This is a genomic window from Paraburkholderia tagetis (genome assembly GCF_022213065.1).
Taxonomy (GTDB): domain Bacteria; phylum Pseudomonadota; class Gammaproteobacteria; order Burkholderiales; family Burkholderiaceae; genus Paraburkholderia; species Paraburkholderia tagetis.
Genome location: NZ_JAKLJA010000016.1, coordinates 78,457 through 93,480, shown reverse-complemented (window position 1 = coordinate 93,480; position 15,024 = coordinate 78,457). Strand labels below are relative to the sequence as shown.

General features: G+C 63.5%; 14 protein-coding genes. 10 read left to right on the top strand and 4 right to left on the bottom strand.

Annotated elements, in window-relative coordinates:
- Window positions 1–25 precede the first annotated feature (25 nt).
- From L5014_RS19665 to L5014_RS19635, 7 genes are all read left to right on the top strand, one after another.
- Window positions 26–1,147: a polyamine ABC transporter substrate-binding protein gene (locus L5014_RS19665; RefSeq protein WP_238465414.1), complete on the top strand. Its 1,122-nt coding sequence runs from the start codon at window positions 26–28 to the stop codon at window positions 1,145–1,147.
- Window positions 1,148–1,374: 227 nt separating this feature from the next.
- Window positions 1,375–2,526: an ABC transporter ATP-binding protein gene (locus tag L5014_RS19660; protein ID WP_238465413.1), complete on the top strand. Its 1,152-nt coding sequence runs from the start codon at window positions 1,375–1,377 to the stop codon at window positions 2,524–2,526.
- Window positions 2,527–2,539: 13 nt separating this feature from the next.
- Complete coding sequence (locus tag L5014_RS19655; protein ID WP_238465412.1) at window positions 2,540–3,517, top strand: ABC transporter permease subunit; 978 nt, start codon at window positions 2,540–2,542, stop codon at window positions 3,515–3,517.
- Window positions 3,514–4,437, top strand: a complete 924-nt coding sequence (locus L5014_RS19650; protein ID WP_238465411.1) for an ABC transporter permease subunit — start codon at window positions 3,514–3,516, stop codon at window positions 4,435–4,437. The genes L5014_RS19655 and L5014_RS19650 overlap by 4 nt, the downstream gene beginning before the upstream one ends.
- A 140-nt stretch (window positions 4,438–4,577) precedes the next feature.
- Window positions 4,578–6,179 (top strand): DUF3138 family protein, encoded by a 1,602-nt coding sequence (locus tag L5014_RS19645; protein ID WP_238465410.1) that lies wholly within the window; start codon window positions 4,578–4,580, stop codon window positions 6,177–6,179.
- Between the two features lie 61 nt (window positions 6,180–6,240).
- Complete coding sequence (locus L5014_RS19640; RefSeq protein ID WP_420800101.1) at window positions 6,241–6,378, top strand: hypothetical protein; 138 nt, start codon at window positions 6,241–6,243, stop codon at window positions 6,376–6,378.
- A gap of 27 nt (window positions 6,379–6,405) precedes the next feature.
- Complete coding sequence (locus L5014_RS19635; RefSeq protein ID WP_238465409.1) at window positions 6,406–7,710, top strand: NAD(P)/FAD-dependent oxidoreductase; 1,305 nt, start codon at window positions 6,406–6,408, stop codon at window positions 7,708–7,710.
- Window positions 7,711–7,739: 29 nt separating this feature from the next.
- Here L5014_RS19635 and pdxR read toward each other — a convergent pair whose 3' ends face one another.
- Window positions 7,740–9,257, bottom strand: a complete 1,518-nt coding sequence (pdxR, locus tag L5014_RS19630) for a MocR-like pyridoxine biosynthesis transcription factor PdxR (RefSeq protein ID WP_238465408.1) — start codon at window positions 9,255–9,257, stop codon at window positions 7,740–7,742.
- A gap of 763 nt (window positions 9,258–10,020) precedes the next feature.
- Here pdxR and L5014_RS19625 point away from each other — a divergent pair.
- Entirely contained in the window at window positions 10,021–10,482 is a 462-nt protein-coding gene (locus L5014_RS19625; protein ID WP_238465407.1) for a GNAT family N-acetyltransferase, read from the top strand.
- 61 nt (window positions 10,483–10,543) lie between these two features.
- Here the strand turns inward: L5014_RS19625 and L5014_RS19620 are convergent, their stop codons facing one another.
- From L5014_RS19620 to L5014_RS19610, 3 genes are all read right to left on the bottom strand, one after another.
- Window positions 10,544–11,125 carry a DUF3501 family protein gene (locus tag L5014_RS19620; protein WP_238465406.1) on the bottom strand — a complete coding sequence of 194 codons (582 nt, stop codon included), beginning with the start codon at window positions 11,123–11,125 and terminating at the stop codon, window positions 10,544–10,546.
- 100 nt (window positions 11,126–11,225) lie between these two features.
- Window positions 11,226–12,575: a heterodisulfide reductase-related iron-sulfur binding cluster gene (locus tag L5014_RS19615; RefSeq protein WP_238465405.1), complete on the bottom strand. Its 1,350-nt coding sequence runs from the start codon at window positions 12,573–12,575 to the stop codon at window positions 11,226–11,228.
- A gap of 88 nt (window positions 12,576–12,663) precedes the next feature.
- Window positions 12,664–13,086: a rubrerythrin family protein gene (locus L5014_RS19610; RefSeq protein WP_028218209.1), complete on the bottom strand. Its 423-nt coding sequence runs from the start codon at window positions 13,084–13,086 to the stop codon at window positions 12,664–12,666.
- Window positions 13,087–13,484: 398 nt separating this feature from the next.
- On the opposite strand from L5014_RS19610, the gene L5014_RS19605 reads away from it, so the two are divergent.
- Together L5014_RS19605 and L5014_RS19600 are read left to right on the top strand one after the other, a co-directional pair.
- Window positions 13,485–13,844, top strand: a complete 360-nt coding sequence (locus L5014_RS19605) for a DUF3564 domain-containing protein (RefSeq protein ID WP_238465404.1) — start codon at window positions 13,485–13,487, stop codon at window positions 13,842–13,844.
- Between the two features lie 345 nt (window positions 13,845–14,189).
- Window positions 14,190–14,993 (top strand): DNA/RNA non-specific endonuclease, encoded by an 804-nt coding sequence (locus L5014_RS19600; protein ID WP_238465403.1) that lies wholly within the window; start codon window positions 14,190–14,192, stop codon window positions 14,991–14,993.
- The last annotated feature ends 31 nt before the right edge of the window (window positions 14,994–15,024 follow it).

Below are 15,024 nucleotides of genomic sequence, written 5' to 3'. Positions count from 1 at the left end.
AACCTCACCTTCCTGGGATATCCACATGAGTGTCAGTCATCTTCGTCACGCTGTCGCGCTGGCCGCCCTTGCCGTATGCGCGGGTCTCACGGCCACGTCGAGCGCGCCGGCTCGCGCCGCCGACAATCAGCTCAATGTCTACAACTGGTCCGACTACATTGCGAAAGACACGATCCCGAATTTCGAAAAGGAATCGGGCATTCACGTGAAGTACGACAACTACGATAGCGACGACACGCTGCAAGCCAAGCTGCTGGCAGGCAGCTCGGGCTACGACATCGTGGTGCCGACCTCGAACTACATGGCCAAGCAGATTCAGGCCGGCGTCTACCAGAAGCTCGACAAGTCGAAGATTCCCAACCTCTCGAACCTCGATCCCGTGCTGATGCACATGATCGCCGACGCCGACCCGGGCAATCAGTACGGCGTGCCCTGGGCCTATGGCACCGACGGCATCGGCTACAACCAGGAGGCCGTCGAAAAGGCGCTGGGAGCGAATGCGCCCGTGGATAGCTGGTCGCTCATCCTCGACCCTGCCAATCTTTCGAAGCTCAAGGGCTGCGGCGTGTCGTTCCTCGACCAGGCCTCCGACGTGTTCGCGGCCACGCTGCAATACATGCACAAGGACCCGAACAGCACAAACCCGGCCGACTACCAGGCCGCCTATGAAGTGCTGAAGAAAGTCCGCCCGTACATTACGCAGTTCAACTCGTCGGGCTATATCAACGACCTCGTGAATAACGACATTTGCGTGGCGCTCGGTTGGTCGGGCGACGTGGGCATCGCGCATCGCCGCGCCGAAGAGGCAAAGCGCAGCTATCACATCAAGTTCTCGAACGCGAAGGAAGGCGGCCTGCTGTGGTTCGACGTGATGGTCGTGCCGAAGGACGCCCCGAACGCCGAAAACGCGATGAAGTGGATCAACTACATCGAAGACCCGAAGGTCAACGCGGCCATTACCAACACGGTGTTCTACCCGACCGCGAACAAGGCCGCGCGCCAGAACGTGACGACAGCGGTCGTGCAGGACCCGACGGTCTATCCGGCCGAAGACGTGCTCAAGAAGATGACGCTGATGAAGCCGATGCCGGCCGAGATCTTGCGACTCGAAAACCGTCTGTGGTCGCAACTGAAGACCGGCCACTGATCGACTGAACGGGGCGGGCGTCCGCCCCGGAAGATGTGCGCGCCGCACCCAATTTTTAAAACGACGCGCCAGCCTTTAACGAGCCAGGTTCGTAGTACTGATATCTGCGAGTCGCCTTGCGCGCCCCGTGTGGGACAACTCGCGCCCGCGTTTTGCGAATACCTCATTTTGCGAAGCCGGGCAAGGACATGCCAGTGCCGCGATCGGAAAGGAACCCAGGTTACATCATGAATCCGACGTCCCCAGTCAACGCCTCAGAAGCCGCTCGCGCCGCCGCTGCGGCCAGCTCTCGCGACGCATTCGTGCGCATCGAGAACGTCGTCAAGAAGTTCGGCGACAGCGTCGCCGTCAACAACGTGAGCCTCGACATCGCCAAGAACGAGCTTTTCGCGCTGCTCGGCAGCTCGGGCTGCGGCAAGTCCACGCTTTTACGCATGCTCGCCGGGCTGGAGACGGCCACCTCGGGCAAGATTCTCGTCGACGGCGAGGACCTCGCGTCGCTTCCCCCGTATCGCCGCCCCGTCAACATGATGTTTCAGTCGTATGCGCTGTTTCCGCATATGAGCGTGGAGTCCAACGTCGCGTTCGGCCTCAAGCAGGAAGGCGTGCCGAAGAACGAGATCAGGGAGCGCGTGGCCGACGCGCTGAACCTCGTGCAAATGGGCCGCTACGCGAAGCGCAAGCCGCATCAGCTTTCGGGCGGTCAGCAGCAGCGCGTCGCGCTCGCGCGCTCGCTCGTCAAGCGCCCGAAGCTGTTGCTGCTCGATGAGCCCATGTCGGCGCTCGATAAAAAGATTCGCCAGAAGACCCAGCTCGAACTCGTGAACATCATCGAGAAAGTCGATGTCACCTGTGTGATGGTTACGCACGATCAGGAAGAGGCGATGACGATGGCCAACCGCCTCGCCGTGATGAGCGAAGGCTGCATCGTGCAGATCGGCGCGCCCGGGGAAGTCTACGAATTCCCCAATAGCCGCTTCTCGGCCGAGTTTATCGGCTCGACCAATCTGTTCGAAGGCAAGGTGGTCGAGGACGAACCCGATCACATCTACGTCGAGAGCGAAGACCTCGAAACGCGCATGTACGTGAGCCACGGCGTGACCGGGCCGCTCGGCATGCCGGTGGGCATCTCGGTGCGGCCGGAGCGCGTGCGCGTCACGCACGAGAAGCCGGGCACGCCGCACAACTGGGCGCGCGGCGTGGTCACGGATATCGCCTATATGGGCAGCTACTCGCTCTATCACGTGCGCCTGCCCGGCGGCAAGGTGGTCGTCTCGAACCTCTCCAGCTCGCACCTCATGAACGACAGTGCGCCGGCCTGGAACGACGATGTCTATGTCTCGTGGTCGCCCGCCAGCGGCGTCGTGCTCACGCAATAACGGAGATGCCGACATGAGTACGTCTTTGCCTTCCACTTCCGCCGCCCCGGGCGGCCAGGCACCGCGCGGCACGCTCGCGCGCCTGCTCTCGCGTATGTTTTCGCGCTTCGTGCCCTCGGGCCGCGCCACGGTGATCGGCATCCCGTTCCTGTGGCTCACGCTGTTCTTCGCGTTGCCGTTCGTGCTGGTGTTCAAGATCAGCTTCGCCGATCAGGCGATGAGCATTCCGCCGTACACGAGCCTGGCCGAGATGAAAGACGGCATGGTCCATTTTGCGCTGCAACTGGGCCACTATGCCTTCCTGCTGCAAGACAGCCTCTATGTCGCCACCTATATCAGCTCGCTGAAGATGGCGGCGGTCTCGACCTTCTTCTGTTTGCTGATTGGCTATCCCATCGCCTACTACATCGCGCGCTCGAATCCCGCCACGCGCAACCTGCTGATGATGGGCGTGATGCTGCCGTTCTGGACCTCGTTCCTGATTCGCGTCTACGCGTGGATCGGCATTCTCAAGGACGACGGCCTGCTCAATCACGCGCTCATGGCCATCGGCCTGATTCACTCGCCGCTGCGCCTCTATCACAGCGATGCGGGCGTCTATATCGGCATGGTCTATTCGTATCTGCCTTTCATGGTGATGCCGCTCTACGCGCACCTCGTGAAGATGGACCTCACGCTGCTCGAAGCCGCCTACGACCTGGGCGCGAAGCCCTGGGTCGCGTTCACCCGGATCACGCTGCCGCTGTCGAAAAACGGGATCATCGCGGGCAGCCTGCTGGTGTTCATTCCGGCCGTGGGCGAGTACGTGATTCCCGAACTGCTCGGCGGCGCGGACACGCTCATGATCGGCCGCGTGATGTGGGACGAGTTCTTCAACAACATGGACTGGCCGATGGCCTCCGCCGTGACCGTCGCGATGGTGGTGCTGCTGCTCGTGCCCATGGCGGTCTTTCAGTACTACCAGGTCAAGGAACTGGAGGAAAGCAAATGATCAAGCCCAACCGCACGCTTTCCATAAGCGTCCTCTCGCTCGGGTTCCTGTTCCTCTATATCCCGATCATCAGCCTCGTGGTGTACTCGTTCAACGAGTCGAAGCTCGTGACCGTCTGGTCGGGTTTCTCGCTCAAGTGGTATGCCGCACTGCTACAGGACGACGAATTGCTCACCGCCGCCTGGCTCTCGCTCAAGATCGGCCTGATGACCGCGTTCGCCTCGGTCGTGATCGGCACCTGGGCGGGCTTCGTGCTCGCCCGCATGGGCCGCTTTCGCGGCTTCACGCTGTTTGCCGGGATGATCAACGCGCCGCTCGTGATTCCCGAAGTGATCCAGGGCATCTCGCTGCTGCTGTTGTTCGTCGCGATGGAGCAGCTTCTCGGCTGGCCGAAGGGGCGCGGCGTGATCACGATGTGGATCGGCCACGTGATGCTGTGCGTTTCGTATGTGGCGATCATCGTGCAGTCGCGCGTGAAGGAGATGAACAAGTCGCTTGAAGAAGCCGCGCTCGATCTCGGCGCCACGCCTTTGAAAGTGTTCTTCGTCATCACGCTGCCGCTGATCTCGCAGGCGCTGCTCTCGGGCTGGCTGCTCTCGTTCACGCTTTCGATCGACGACCTCGTGCTCTCCGCATTCCTCTCCGGCCCCGGCTCGACCACGCTGCCGCTCGTGGTGTTCTCGCGCGTGCGCCTCGGCCTGAATCCGGAGATGAACGCGCTCGCCACGCTTTTCATCAGCGCGGTGACGATCGGCGTGATTGTCGTGAACCAGGCGATGGCCGCACGCGAGAGAAAGCGCATGCGCGACATGAAGATGGCCTTCGTGCAACCCGATCCCTCGGAAGCCCTGCAAGGCAGCAGCGTGCAGGGCGCGCCGGGCGGCGCGGTCGGCACGCCGCTCGGCCGGCGCGCGGCCTGAGCGAAGAAGTTCGCAGAAGCGGCGCGCGCGGCGCTCAAACCGCAGCGCGCGCCGCACGCAACGCCCCGCGGATCAAAAAGATCAATCAGAGGGCTGTCACACCGATGCGTTCGCAATAACGACCCATAAGGAGAATGACGATGAAGAAGAAGCTAATCTGTTTGCTGGTGGCCGGGGCATTGCCGGGGCTCGCCTTCGCGGACTCGACCAGCGAGCAGATCAAGGCCCTGCAGGCACAGTTGAACGCGCTGCAAAAAGAGGTGAAATCGCTCAAGAGCGAGATTGCGGCGTCGAACACCGGCGCGAAGGCATCGGCGAAGACCGCCACGGCATCCACTGGAGCGGCGGCCACCCCGCTTGCGGCAGCACCCGCCGTGGACATCTCCTCGCCCGACTACGGCAAGGCGCCGGCACATCTGACCAACGACGAAGTCGACCAGATGAAGCAGCAGATCGCGAGCCAGCAGATGAAGGTGGATTCGCTCACCGACGCGGCCACGACCGGCCCGCTCGCGGGCCTTTCGGTCACCGGTTATATCGACCCGACGTACATCTATAATCGCGCCCCCGGCAGCTCGTCGTTCCTTTTCGCGAACCACGAAAGTTCGTACAACTACTTTAACAGTACGTTCGGCGACCTCTACCTCGACATCAAGAAGACCTTCGGCGTCGGCCCGATGGCGCCTTCCGCCGAAATCACGCTCATGCCCAACCGCGGCAATGGCATCACGCTGCTGCAGAACGAGCGCGGCAGCATCGGCGGCAACATCCTGAACACGGCGGTCGTCACGGTGCCGGTGACCTCCACGGGCACGTTCGTGGCCGGCCTCATGCAGAGCTTCGGCGGCTACGAGGTGCAGCAGTCCAACCAGATGCTCACGCTCACCCACAACCTGCTCTACGACTTCTCGGACCCGGGCAGCTACGTGGGCGTGGGCTGGAACTACACGCCCAGCGGCAGCCAGTGGGCGTTCAAGTTCATGGTCGGCAACGAGCAGTACCGCACCTACGGCTCCGTCACGCAGACGGGCACGAACGCGCTGGGCGACCCCATCACGACGAGCAACAAGATCCCGACCTTCACGGCGCGCGCCGACTATACGTGGTCAAGCGCACTCGATATCGGCGGCTCGTTCAATGTCGGCCGCCAGACGCTGTCGAGCGCGATCGACCCGACGACCGGCCAGGCGGTCTATGGCCCGGGCGGCCAGGCATCGAGTTCGGGCGGCTACTTCTTCTTCGGCGAAGTCGACGCGAGCTACACGCTCGCGGACGTCCAGTACAACGCCGAACTCGACTACGGCCAGCAGCAGCGCGCCGCATTCAACGGCGGCAATGCGCAGTGGTATGGCCTCTCGCTGCTCGCGCACCGCAAGTTCTTCGTGCCGGTGGTGGGCCGCATGGGCGTGAGCGCGCGCTACGACGTGCTCGCCAATGGCAAGAACGGCGGCGGCGGTGGCGGCATCGCGCTCAACGGCAACGGCATGGACCCGTACAACGGCTTCGGCATCGGCTCGGACTGCCTCGCGAATTCGCGTGCCAGCGGCGGCTTCGGCTTCGAATGCCACGGCGCGACGCGCCAGGACATCGCGCTCGACGTGCTGTTCTATGCGACGCAGCAGATCACCGTGAAGGTCGAATACCGCCACGACTGGGCCACGCAGAAGGTGTTCCTGCGCGAGGACGGCTCGTATAGCAAGAGCAACGACCTGCTGGGCGCGCAGTTCATCTACTCGTTCTGACGAGTGCGCAGCGGGCGGCAAATTGCGGCCTGCCGCCCGCATGCTTTTGTACGCTTTCGCCATGCTCAAATTCGCCGATCAACCTCATGCGCCGTCGTGGTACGCGGCCACCGTCAACGACACGACCCGCCACCCCGTGCTGCAAGGCACGCTGGACGCCGACGCCTGCGTGATCGGCGCGGGCCTCACTATCGAATGAAGGATCTGCTCCAAGGTCTGTTCACATATGACACTCGATCTCGACACCCAGGCGGACCTGCTCGCCCGCCACTCGTATTACGAAGCCACCGCCACGCGCCCCGCCGTCGACGACCACGTGCTGGAGGGCGTGATCGACGCGGACGTGTGCGTGATCGGCGCCGGCTTCGCGGGCCTTTCGGTGGCGCTGGAGTGCCGCGCGCGCGGGCTCTCGGTCGCGGTGCTCGATGCGCACCGGCCCGGCTGGGGCGCATCGGGGCGCAACGGCGGCCAGACGCTGGTGGGCTTCGCAAAGGACGAGGTGCTCGAAAAGCAGCTTGGCGAAGCGGGCATTCGCGCGGCATGGGCGCTCTCCATCGCGGGCGTGGGGCTCGTGCGCGAACGCATCGCACGCTACGGCATCGATTGCGATTTCACATCGGGCTACGTGACGGTCGCAACCAGGCCGAAGCGCGTGCCCGACCTGCGCGCGTGGATGGACGCCGCGCGCACGCGCTGGGGCCACGACAAGCTCGAATGGCTCGACACCGACGCCACGCGCGCCCGCGTGAATTCGCAGCGCTATCTGGCGGGCGTCCACGACCCCGTCTCGGGGCATCTGCATCCGCTCAAGTATTGTCTCGGCCTGGCAGAAGCCGCGCGCAACGAAGGCGCCCGGCTCTTCGCGCACTCGCGCGTGCTCGACGTAGTGCGCGGCGCGCGGCCCGTCGTGAAGACCACGCGCGGCGAGGTGCGCTGCCGCTTCGTGGTGTCGTGCTGCAACGCCGCGCCGGGCGGCGTGCTGCCCGCGCCCATTGCGGCGCGCATTGCACCCATCGCCTCTTACATCATCGCGACCGCACCGCTCGGGCGCGCACGCGCCAACGCGCTCATTCCCGGCCGCGCCGCCATTTGCGACAACAACTTCTTTCTCGACTACTTCCGTCTTTCCGCCGACGACCGCTTGCTGTTCGGCGGCCGCGCCGATTCGACGGGCGCCCCGCCCGCGCAACTCACCGAGTCGATGAAGCGGCGCATGACCGGCGTGTTTGCGCAACTCGAAGGTGTGAGCGTGGAATATGCGTGGGGCGGTTTCGTGGATGTCACGCGCAATCGCGCACCGGACTTCGGCGCGGTCGATCCGAACTATTACTACGTGCAGGGCTTTTCCGGGCACGGCGTGGCGCTCACGGGCATCGCGGGGCGTGTCGTTGCTCAGGCCATTACGGGCGAGCGCGCATCGTTCGATCTGTTTTCACGCGTGCGTCATGCGCGTTTTCCGGGCGGACCCGCGTGGCGCAGGCCCACGCTTGAGATCGGGATGATGTATCACCGGGTGATGGAGATGTTTTGAGGGGCGCCAGGCGCATCATGCCTGGCGTGCTAAAGCATCGCCCTCAACACGCCCGCCAGCGTCGCCATGAGCGTATCCGAAGCCTCGGGCGTCGCTTCCGCGTAGCCGAGCAGGAAGCCGTTATAGCGCACGCGTTCGTGCCCATTCTCCCCATCGCCGCCATCGCGACCATCCGGGCCATCGAGACAAAACGCACTCAGCGGCGAAAGCGCAAGACCGTGCTTGCGCGCCGCCTCGCTCACGGCCACATCGCTGACCGGCACATCCAGACGCACGCTCAGGTGCATGCCACCCGCATCGGCGGACACGGTGATGAGCCCAGCCAGATGCTTTTCGATCGCGGCCACGAGACCATCGCGGCGCGTCTCATAGAGCTTGCGCATGCGGCGCAGATGACGCGCGTAGCGGCCGCTTTCGATGAAGTCCGCGAGCGCCGCCTGTTCGGCCACGCGGCCCTGGCGCATGAGCGTGCGGTGCGCCATCGCCACCTGCGCCACCACCTGGCGCGGCACGATCATGAAGCCAATGCGCAGCGCCGGAAAAAGCGTCTTGCTGAAGGTGCCCAGATAGATCACGGGCGTATCGTCCGCGAGGCCCTGGATCGACGGCAGCGGCGGGCCGTCGTGGCGCAGCTCGCTGTCGTAGTCGTCTTCGATGATCCACGCGCCGCACGCGCGCGCGTGCTCGATCAGCGCAAGCCGCCGCTCCAGGCTCAGCACGCAGCCGAGCGGATATTGATGCGAGGGCGTGAGATACACGAGACGCGGCGGCGCCTCGCGCCAGTCCGCTTCGCGCGCGGCCATGCCCGCGGCGTCCACCGGCACCGGCACGAGCATGAGCCCTGCCGCCAGCATCGCCACGCGCGCGCCAAGGTAGCCGGGGTTTTCGATCCAGACGCGCTCGCCTGCGTCCGCGAAAAAGCGCGCGCACAAGTCGAGGCTCGTTTGCGTGCCATCGGTGATGAACACCTGATCGCGCTGGCAACGCACGCCGCGCGAAACGCGCACGTATTGCGCGATGGCCTGGCGCAACGCCGGCAGGCCTGCGCTATCGCCATAGCCCAGTTCGCTCGCGTCGACCTCGCGCATGGCGCGCTCGACGGCCGTGCGCCACTGAGCGAGCGGAAAGGCATCGAGTGCAGGCGTGCCTGGCCGCAATGCCGTCGCGCCGTCGCCCGACGCGCGGCGTGGCGGCAGCTCGCACACGCGGCGCGAAAGGCTCTGCGCCGTCTCGTCTTCATGTGGCGGCACGCGCGCGGGCGGCGGCGCCACCGCGGGTTTCACGCCGTTGACGATGGAGCCATGCCGCGTGGCCGTGACGAAGCCCTCTTCCACCAGCCGCTCATAGGCGTAGAGCACCGAATTGCGCGCGATGCCAAGCTCTTCGGCCAGCGTGCGGCTCGAAGCGAGGCGCGTGCCGCACACGATATCGCCGTCGAGAATCGCGCGGCGCAGGCTCTCGTAGAGCAAGTCCTGTTGCGTGAGCCGGCGCGAAGCGCTCGTGCGCGCGCGGCGCTCGTAGTCGGCCATCATCAGCGCGTAGTCCAATTTCGTGGCTCCATGGTTTGTGGCTTGGGTGGGGCTAACAATGGTGCCACAAATCCCTTACTCTAGATGCCTGTACCGCGTTTTTGCAGGCGACGTCGCTAGTGAATTGCAGTGGGCTCTGGTATTTCGCGTTTCCTTGTTTTCGTGGTGGTCTATTAGCGTTGCCCCTGTGCGGGGCGGCACCTACTTTTCTTTGCCGCGGCAAAGAAAAGTAGGCAAAAGAAAGCCGCTCACACCGCTAGTGTGACGCAGTACACCACTCGCCTTTAATCGGAGCGGTTCCGGAGCGTCTGTCATCACGCGCCGTATAACGGAGTGACTAAGGACTCATTCCTCCGGCGGCGCTACGCGCGCCGTGGGGCATAACCCCACACCATGGGGATGCATGCGAATAGATAGGATGCCTGCGTATTCGAATGCTTGTACAGTACCGGTGGTTTCCCTTGCATACCCGACCGCTGCGCGCGTAGCGAGCAGCGGGATGTGCGGGCCCTTTGTCACTATGTTTGAAGGTGCGAGATGACGGATGCCCCGGAACCACTTCGATTAACGGCAAGAGGTGGACGGCGTCACACTAGCGGTTTGAGCCGCTTTCTTTTGCCTACTTTTCTTTGCGGCTGCAAAGAAAAGTAGGTGCCGCCCCGCACAGGGGCAACGCTAATAGACCGACACGAATACAAGGAAACGCGAAAACCGCAAAAAAGCAAAAGCAGCGCGGCTGCGCCAGCACCGCCACAAACACACAAACCAAAGGAGAACGAACTTGAATCCAACGATCCACGTGCGCCCCGTCACGCCTGCCGACTACGACGCATGGCGCCCGCTCTGGGACGGCTATAACCGTTTCTATGGCCGCTTTGGCGCGACCGCGCTGCCCGAGACGCTCACGCAAACCACGTGGACGCGCTTCTTCGACGGCTACGAGCCCATGCACGCCTTCATCGCGCTGCAAGACGAGCGCGTGGTCGGCCTCGTGCACTTCCTCTACCACCGCAGCACCACGCTCGACGGCCCGATCTGCTATTTGCAGGATCTCTTCACGAGCGAGGACACACGCGGCAAGGGCGTGGGGCGCGCGCTGATCGAGGCGGTCTATGCGCACGCGAAGGCAGCGAACTCCGCGCGCGTCTACTGGCACACGCACGAGACGAATCTCACGGCCATGCGCCTTTACGACGGCGTAGCGGAAAAGCCGGGCTTCGTCATGTACCGCAAGAACGTGTAAGTCGCGTGCGGCTTCAAATACGGCCTCAAGCGCAACTTCAAGTACGGCTTCGAAAGCAACCTCATTCGAGATCGCTCACGAGCGACTTGCGCACTTCGCCATCGATGATCGCATCGGGCACGCGATAGTTCGGATGATCGCAGCCGATGCTGAGCGCCGCGCCTTCGTGCAGGCGCTTTTTCATCTGCGGCGTGAGTTCGAAGCGCACGAAATGCACCGCCGAGGTTTTCTCGGCGTTGTCGCGTTCGAGGTCCTCGTCGGCGATCGCGTAGACGGGCGGCTCGCCCTCCACTTGCAGAAATACGCGGTCTTCGATGCCGATGAGCCGCGCAAGCGCCGCGCGACGCTCGATCTCGTTCTCATATTCGATCTGCATCGTGGCCTTCAGGTTGCTGCCGTCCGGCACGAGCGGCAGATACGCGTCGAGCTCGCCCTGGATGCCCTCTTCCTCGAAGATCTTTTCGATGTGCAGCATCTCCTGGATCTGATAGCGGATCGTCGCTTCGTCCTCGAAGAGAAAGATAAGGTGATTGCCCAGCGCCACGGCGCGGCGCTTCTTGTGCTCGATGATGCGGTTGCGCACCTCGGTGCGCTGCTTCGCATAGGCTTCCAGCGAGAGCAGCGAATTTCTTGCGATCGTCATCAAATTGGCCTCATGCGTGAATATTTCAGGGTCCACAACGCAAAACCCGCGCAAAACCCGCGCAGAAGCCGCGCCGGACCCATTTACATGGTTATCCTCATCAAATTCCGTAAGCGCGGCGCAGCAACGTAAGCGGATGCGCAAGCGGCGGTCCACCCTGCGCGCCACCAAGCTTGTTCTCGTCGATGCCCTGCTCGATGTGATGACCCGCGAGCTGGCAATCCGAGGAGATGAAATCGGGTTCGCCCTGCGCCATCTGCTTGAATACGGGCGTGCCGATCTTCATGGCCATCGCGTGAAATTCCTTTTTCACGCCGAACGTGCCCGCGTGTCCAGAGCAGCGCTCGACCACGTTGACCTTGGTTTCCGGCACGAGCGAAAGCAGGTCGGACGTCTTGCGGCCGATGTTCTGCACGCGAGCGTGGCAAGGCACGTGATACGAGACATTGCCAAGCGGCGTGCGGAAATCGGTCTTGAGCAGGCCGTCGCGATTGCGCGCCACGAAGTACTCGAACGGGTCCCAGAACGCCTCGCTCACGGCGCGCGTGTCGGCGTCGTCGGGGAACATCAGCGGCAGCTCGTGCTTGTACATCAGCACGCAGCTCGGCACCGCGCCCAACAGCGCATAGCCTTCGCGCGCGTACTGCGCGAGCACCGGCATGTTCTCGGCCTGCTTCTTCGCCACGCCTTCGAGGTTGCCCTGTTCGAGCAGCGGCATGCCGCAGCACGCCTCGGTCTTTACCAGCACGTAGGGAATGGCGTTGTGGTCGAGCACCGCCAGCAGATCGTGGCCGATGCCCGGCTCGTTGAAGTTCACGTAGCAGGTGGCGTAGATCGCGACCTTGCCCGGCGTGCGCTCGCCGTCGCGCACTTCGTTCGCCGTGGCCTTGCGTGCTGCGCTGCGGAACTTGCGCGCCGCGAACGAGGGCAGCCACGCGCGGCGGTCCACGCCGAGCGCGTCTTCCATCACGGCGCGCATCGCCTTCGTGCCATTCACCGCGTTGACGGTTTGCGTGACCACGGGAATGCCCGCGAGATGGCCGAGCGCGTCGGTGTTCGAGAGCACGCGGTCGCGCAGTTGCACTTCGCCGTTGCGGTAATGAATAGCCTTCGCGCGCAGCATCAGATGCGGAAAATCCACGTTCCACGGATGCGGCGGCACATAGGGACACTTCGTCATGTAGCAGAGGTCGCACAGATAGCACTGGTCGACCACTTTCGAAAACTGGGCCTTGTCGACGTCGTGGGCTTCGCCGGTATCGGTTTCGTCGACGAGATCGAAGAGCGCGGGAAACGCGCCGCAAAGCGAGACGCATCGGCGGCAGCCCGCGCAGATATCGAACACACGCGCAAGCTCGGTGTCGAGCTTTGCCTGGTCGTAGAACGCTTCGGACCGCCAGTCGAGCGGGTGGCGAGTCGGCGCTTCGAGACTGCCTTCCTTGTGGGGCATGACGTCTCCGGTTCTAGTTGTTTCTTCTGGTTATTAGGGTGCGTTCGCGCGTCGGCACGCGCGAACGATGCGCCTGTGACCCTGCTACCTAGTCGGCGAGGACTTCCAGCGCCTTCGTATAACGGTTCGCGTGGCTGCGCTCGGCCTTGGCGAGCGTCTCGAACCAGTTGGCGATTTCGTCGAAGCCTTCGTCGCGCGCGACTTTGGCCATGCCTGGGTACATATCGGTGTATTCGTGCGTTTCGCCCGCAATCGCCGATTGCAGATTCAGACGCGAACTGCCGAACGGCAGGCCCGTGGCCGGGTCGCCAACGGCTTCCAGATACTCGAGGTGGCCGTGCGCGTGGCCGGTTTCGCCTTCGGCGGTCGAGCGGAACAGCGCGGCAACATCGTTCTGGCCTTCCACATCGGCCTTGGCCGCGAAATAGAGGTAGCGGCGATTCGCCTGCGATTCGCCCGCGAAGGCGTCCTTGAGGTTTTGTTCCGTCTTCGAGCCTTTGAGCTGTGCCATCTATGCCTCCTTCGATCTTCCGGATTTGGGGGGACGCGGCGCTGCGCATCTTCGTGCGGTGCAGCAGGACATGAGCGCGGACTACGCCGCTCTATCAATCTAGGAAATGTCGTTTGCGTTCCCAATTGTGATTTTCAATCCCGCCGATAGCCGCCCGACCGATCGACCTTTGGCCGAACTTTGACCGAACTTTGACCGACCGTTCAGCCGGCCGATTCATCACTCCGGCGACGTCGTGCCGCATGAGCCGAAAGCCTTATGCGGCGGGCCCTTGCGGCCGGTTCGTCCCAGTATCTGAATAAACGCCTTGAACACCGATCCATCCGACCTACACTAAGACTTCGGCCAGATTCGCGCGCCCGCCCAGCGCGCCCTTTCGAAGCCATCTCGGAGCTCATATGCGATTGACCATTCTAATCAACGGTTCGGACCCGACCGTGAATCATGACTATGCCGTGCTCTGGCTCGACACCGACCAGCAACGCTGGTCGCGCGAGTCGCACGAAGGCATCGACCTCCCCGCCTGGGGCGAGATGCGTGATGCAAATGGTGTAACGGCGCTCTGCGCGCCGCTCGACGATTCTCCCCTCTGTACCCTGCGCGGCCTGCACGTGAACCGCCGCCAGGAAATCAGCTCGGCGCACGGCGATGCCACGTGGGAGCGCGAAACCTCGCACGCGCACATGGAAGGCCAATGGCGTCTGCAGGCCGTGGACCGCCAGACGGTCCGCGCCGAAAACGCGCTGTTCGCTGGATAAAGCTGGTTAAGGCTGGTTAAAGGCATCGCGCCAGGCCAGCGAGTTTCACCCCTCCGCCTCTCTCGTCTTGCGGCGCCGCCTTTCGGGCGGCGCCGCATTGTTTTTGGCCGCGTCCGAGTTGCGCGTCCGAGTTGCGCGTCCGAGTTGCGCGTCCGAGTTGCGTGCATGAGTTGTGCGTCTGAGCGCTCGTGAGTTGCTCATATAAGTTACGCGCATGAGTCAGGCACGCTCGCGCCCGCTATACTTTCACGCCCTTACACGTCCTTTCAGGAACGCAACGATGCACACGACACGTGCTGCTCGCGCGCGCCTAACCATTCCCGACCCGCCGATTTGCCGATTTCGATGAAGAAGCTGTTTGCCTGCCTCGCCATGGCCCTTGCCGGCCATGCATTCGCCGCACCCGCCGCGTCCGCCACTTCCACAGCTTCCACCTGTGCCCAGTTCGTTCCCGACGGCCAGTTCCCCACGCTCACCAACCAGCGCATGGCGCCGAAGACGCACATGCTTTGCTATTCCGATTACGTGGTGCTGCACTCGGGCGTCACGCACGGGCCGCTCTGGTCGGCGGAGCACATCACGCGTGACCACCTCGAAGCCGCGAAGGACATGACGCGCACGAACCGCTTCTTCGAAGACGATCGTCTGCCCGAAGGCGAAGGCGCGACGCTCGCCGACTACAAGCGCAGCGGCTTCGATCGCGGCCACATGAGTCCCGCGGGCAACCGCTGGAACCCGCAGGCGATGGCCGAATCATTCTCGCTCGCGAACATCGTGCCGCAGAACCGCGAGAACAATCAGCGGCTGTGGTCGCATATTGAAACGGCGGTGCGCAAGCTCGCGACGAAATACGGCGACGCCTATGTCGTGACCGGACCGCTCTTCACGGGGGCGCAATTGCAGACGATCGGCGCGTCGCGCGTGCTGGTGCCCACGCAAATCTTCAAGGTGGTGTACGTGCCTTCGCAGCAGCTCGCGTTCGCCATCGTCGCCAGCAATACGAGCGTCGACCACTACGAAGTGCGTTCGGTGCGCGATCTCGAAGCGCAAAGCGGCATTGCGTTCCCGGGCATTCCCGCGAATGTGGCCGCGCAAACGAAGGTGTTGTTCAACGGCGGCGCATTCGCCGTGCGCAAATGGGGCTGGTAGGGATCGACAAGAGTAGGGCGTGACGCGGCGC

Bases quoted from the DNA above. Each gene is read 5' to 3' on its own strand.
- L5014_RS19665 (WP_238465414.1), top strand. From the start codon at position 26: ATGAGTGTCAGTCATCTTCGTCACGCTGTCGCGCTGGCCGCCCTTGCC.
- L5014_RS19660 (WP_238465413.1), top strand. From the start codon at position 1,375: ATGAATCCGACGTCCCCAGTCAACGCCTCAGAAGCCGCTCGCGCCGCC.
- L5014_RS19655 (WP_238465412.1), top strand. From the start codon at position 2,540: ATGAGTACGTCTTTGCCTTCCACTTCCGCCGCCCCGGGCGGCCAGGCA.
- L5014_RS19650 (WP_238465411.1), top strand. From the start codon at position 3,514: ATGATCAAGCCCAACCGCACGCTTTCCATAAGCGTCCTCTCGCTCGGG.
- L5014_RS19645 (WP_238465410.1), top strand. From the start codon at position 4,578: ATGAAGAAGAAGCTAATCTGTTTGCTGGTGGCCGGGGCATTGCCGGGG.
- L5014_RS19640 (WP_420800101.1), top strand. From the start codon at position 6,241: ATGCTCAAATTCGCCGATCAACCTCATGCGCCGTCGTGGTACGCGGCC.
- L5014_RS19635 (WP_238465409.1), top strand. From the start codon at position 6,406: ATGACACTCGATCTCGACACCCAGGCGGACCTGCTCGCCCGCCACTCG.
- L5014_RS19620 (WP_238465406.1), bottom strand. From the start codon at position 11,125: ATGACGATCGCAAGAAATTCGCTGCTCTCGCTGGAAGCCTATGCGAAG.
- L5014_RS19615 (WP_238465405.1), bottom strand. From the start codon at position 12,575: ATGCCCCACAAGGAAGGCAGTCTCGAAGCGCCGACTCGCCACCCGCTC.
- L5014_RS19610 (WP_028218209.1), bottom strand. From the start codon at position 13,086: ATGGCACAGCTCAAAGGCTCGAAGACGGAACAAAACCTCAAGGACGCC.
- L5014_RS19605 (WP_238465404.1), top strand. From the start codon at position 13,485: ATGCGATTGACCATTCTAATCAACGGTTCGGACCCGACCGTGAATCAT.
- L5014_RS19600 (WP_238465403.1), top strand. From the start codon at position 14,190: ATGAAGAAGCTGTTTGCCTGCCTCGCCATGGCCCTTGCCGGCCATGCA.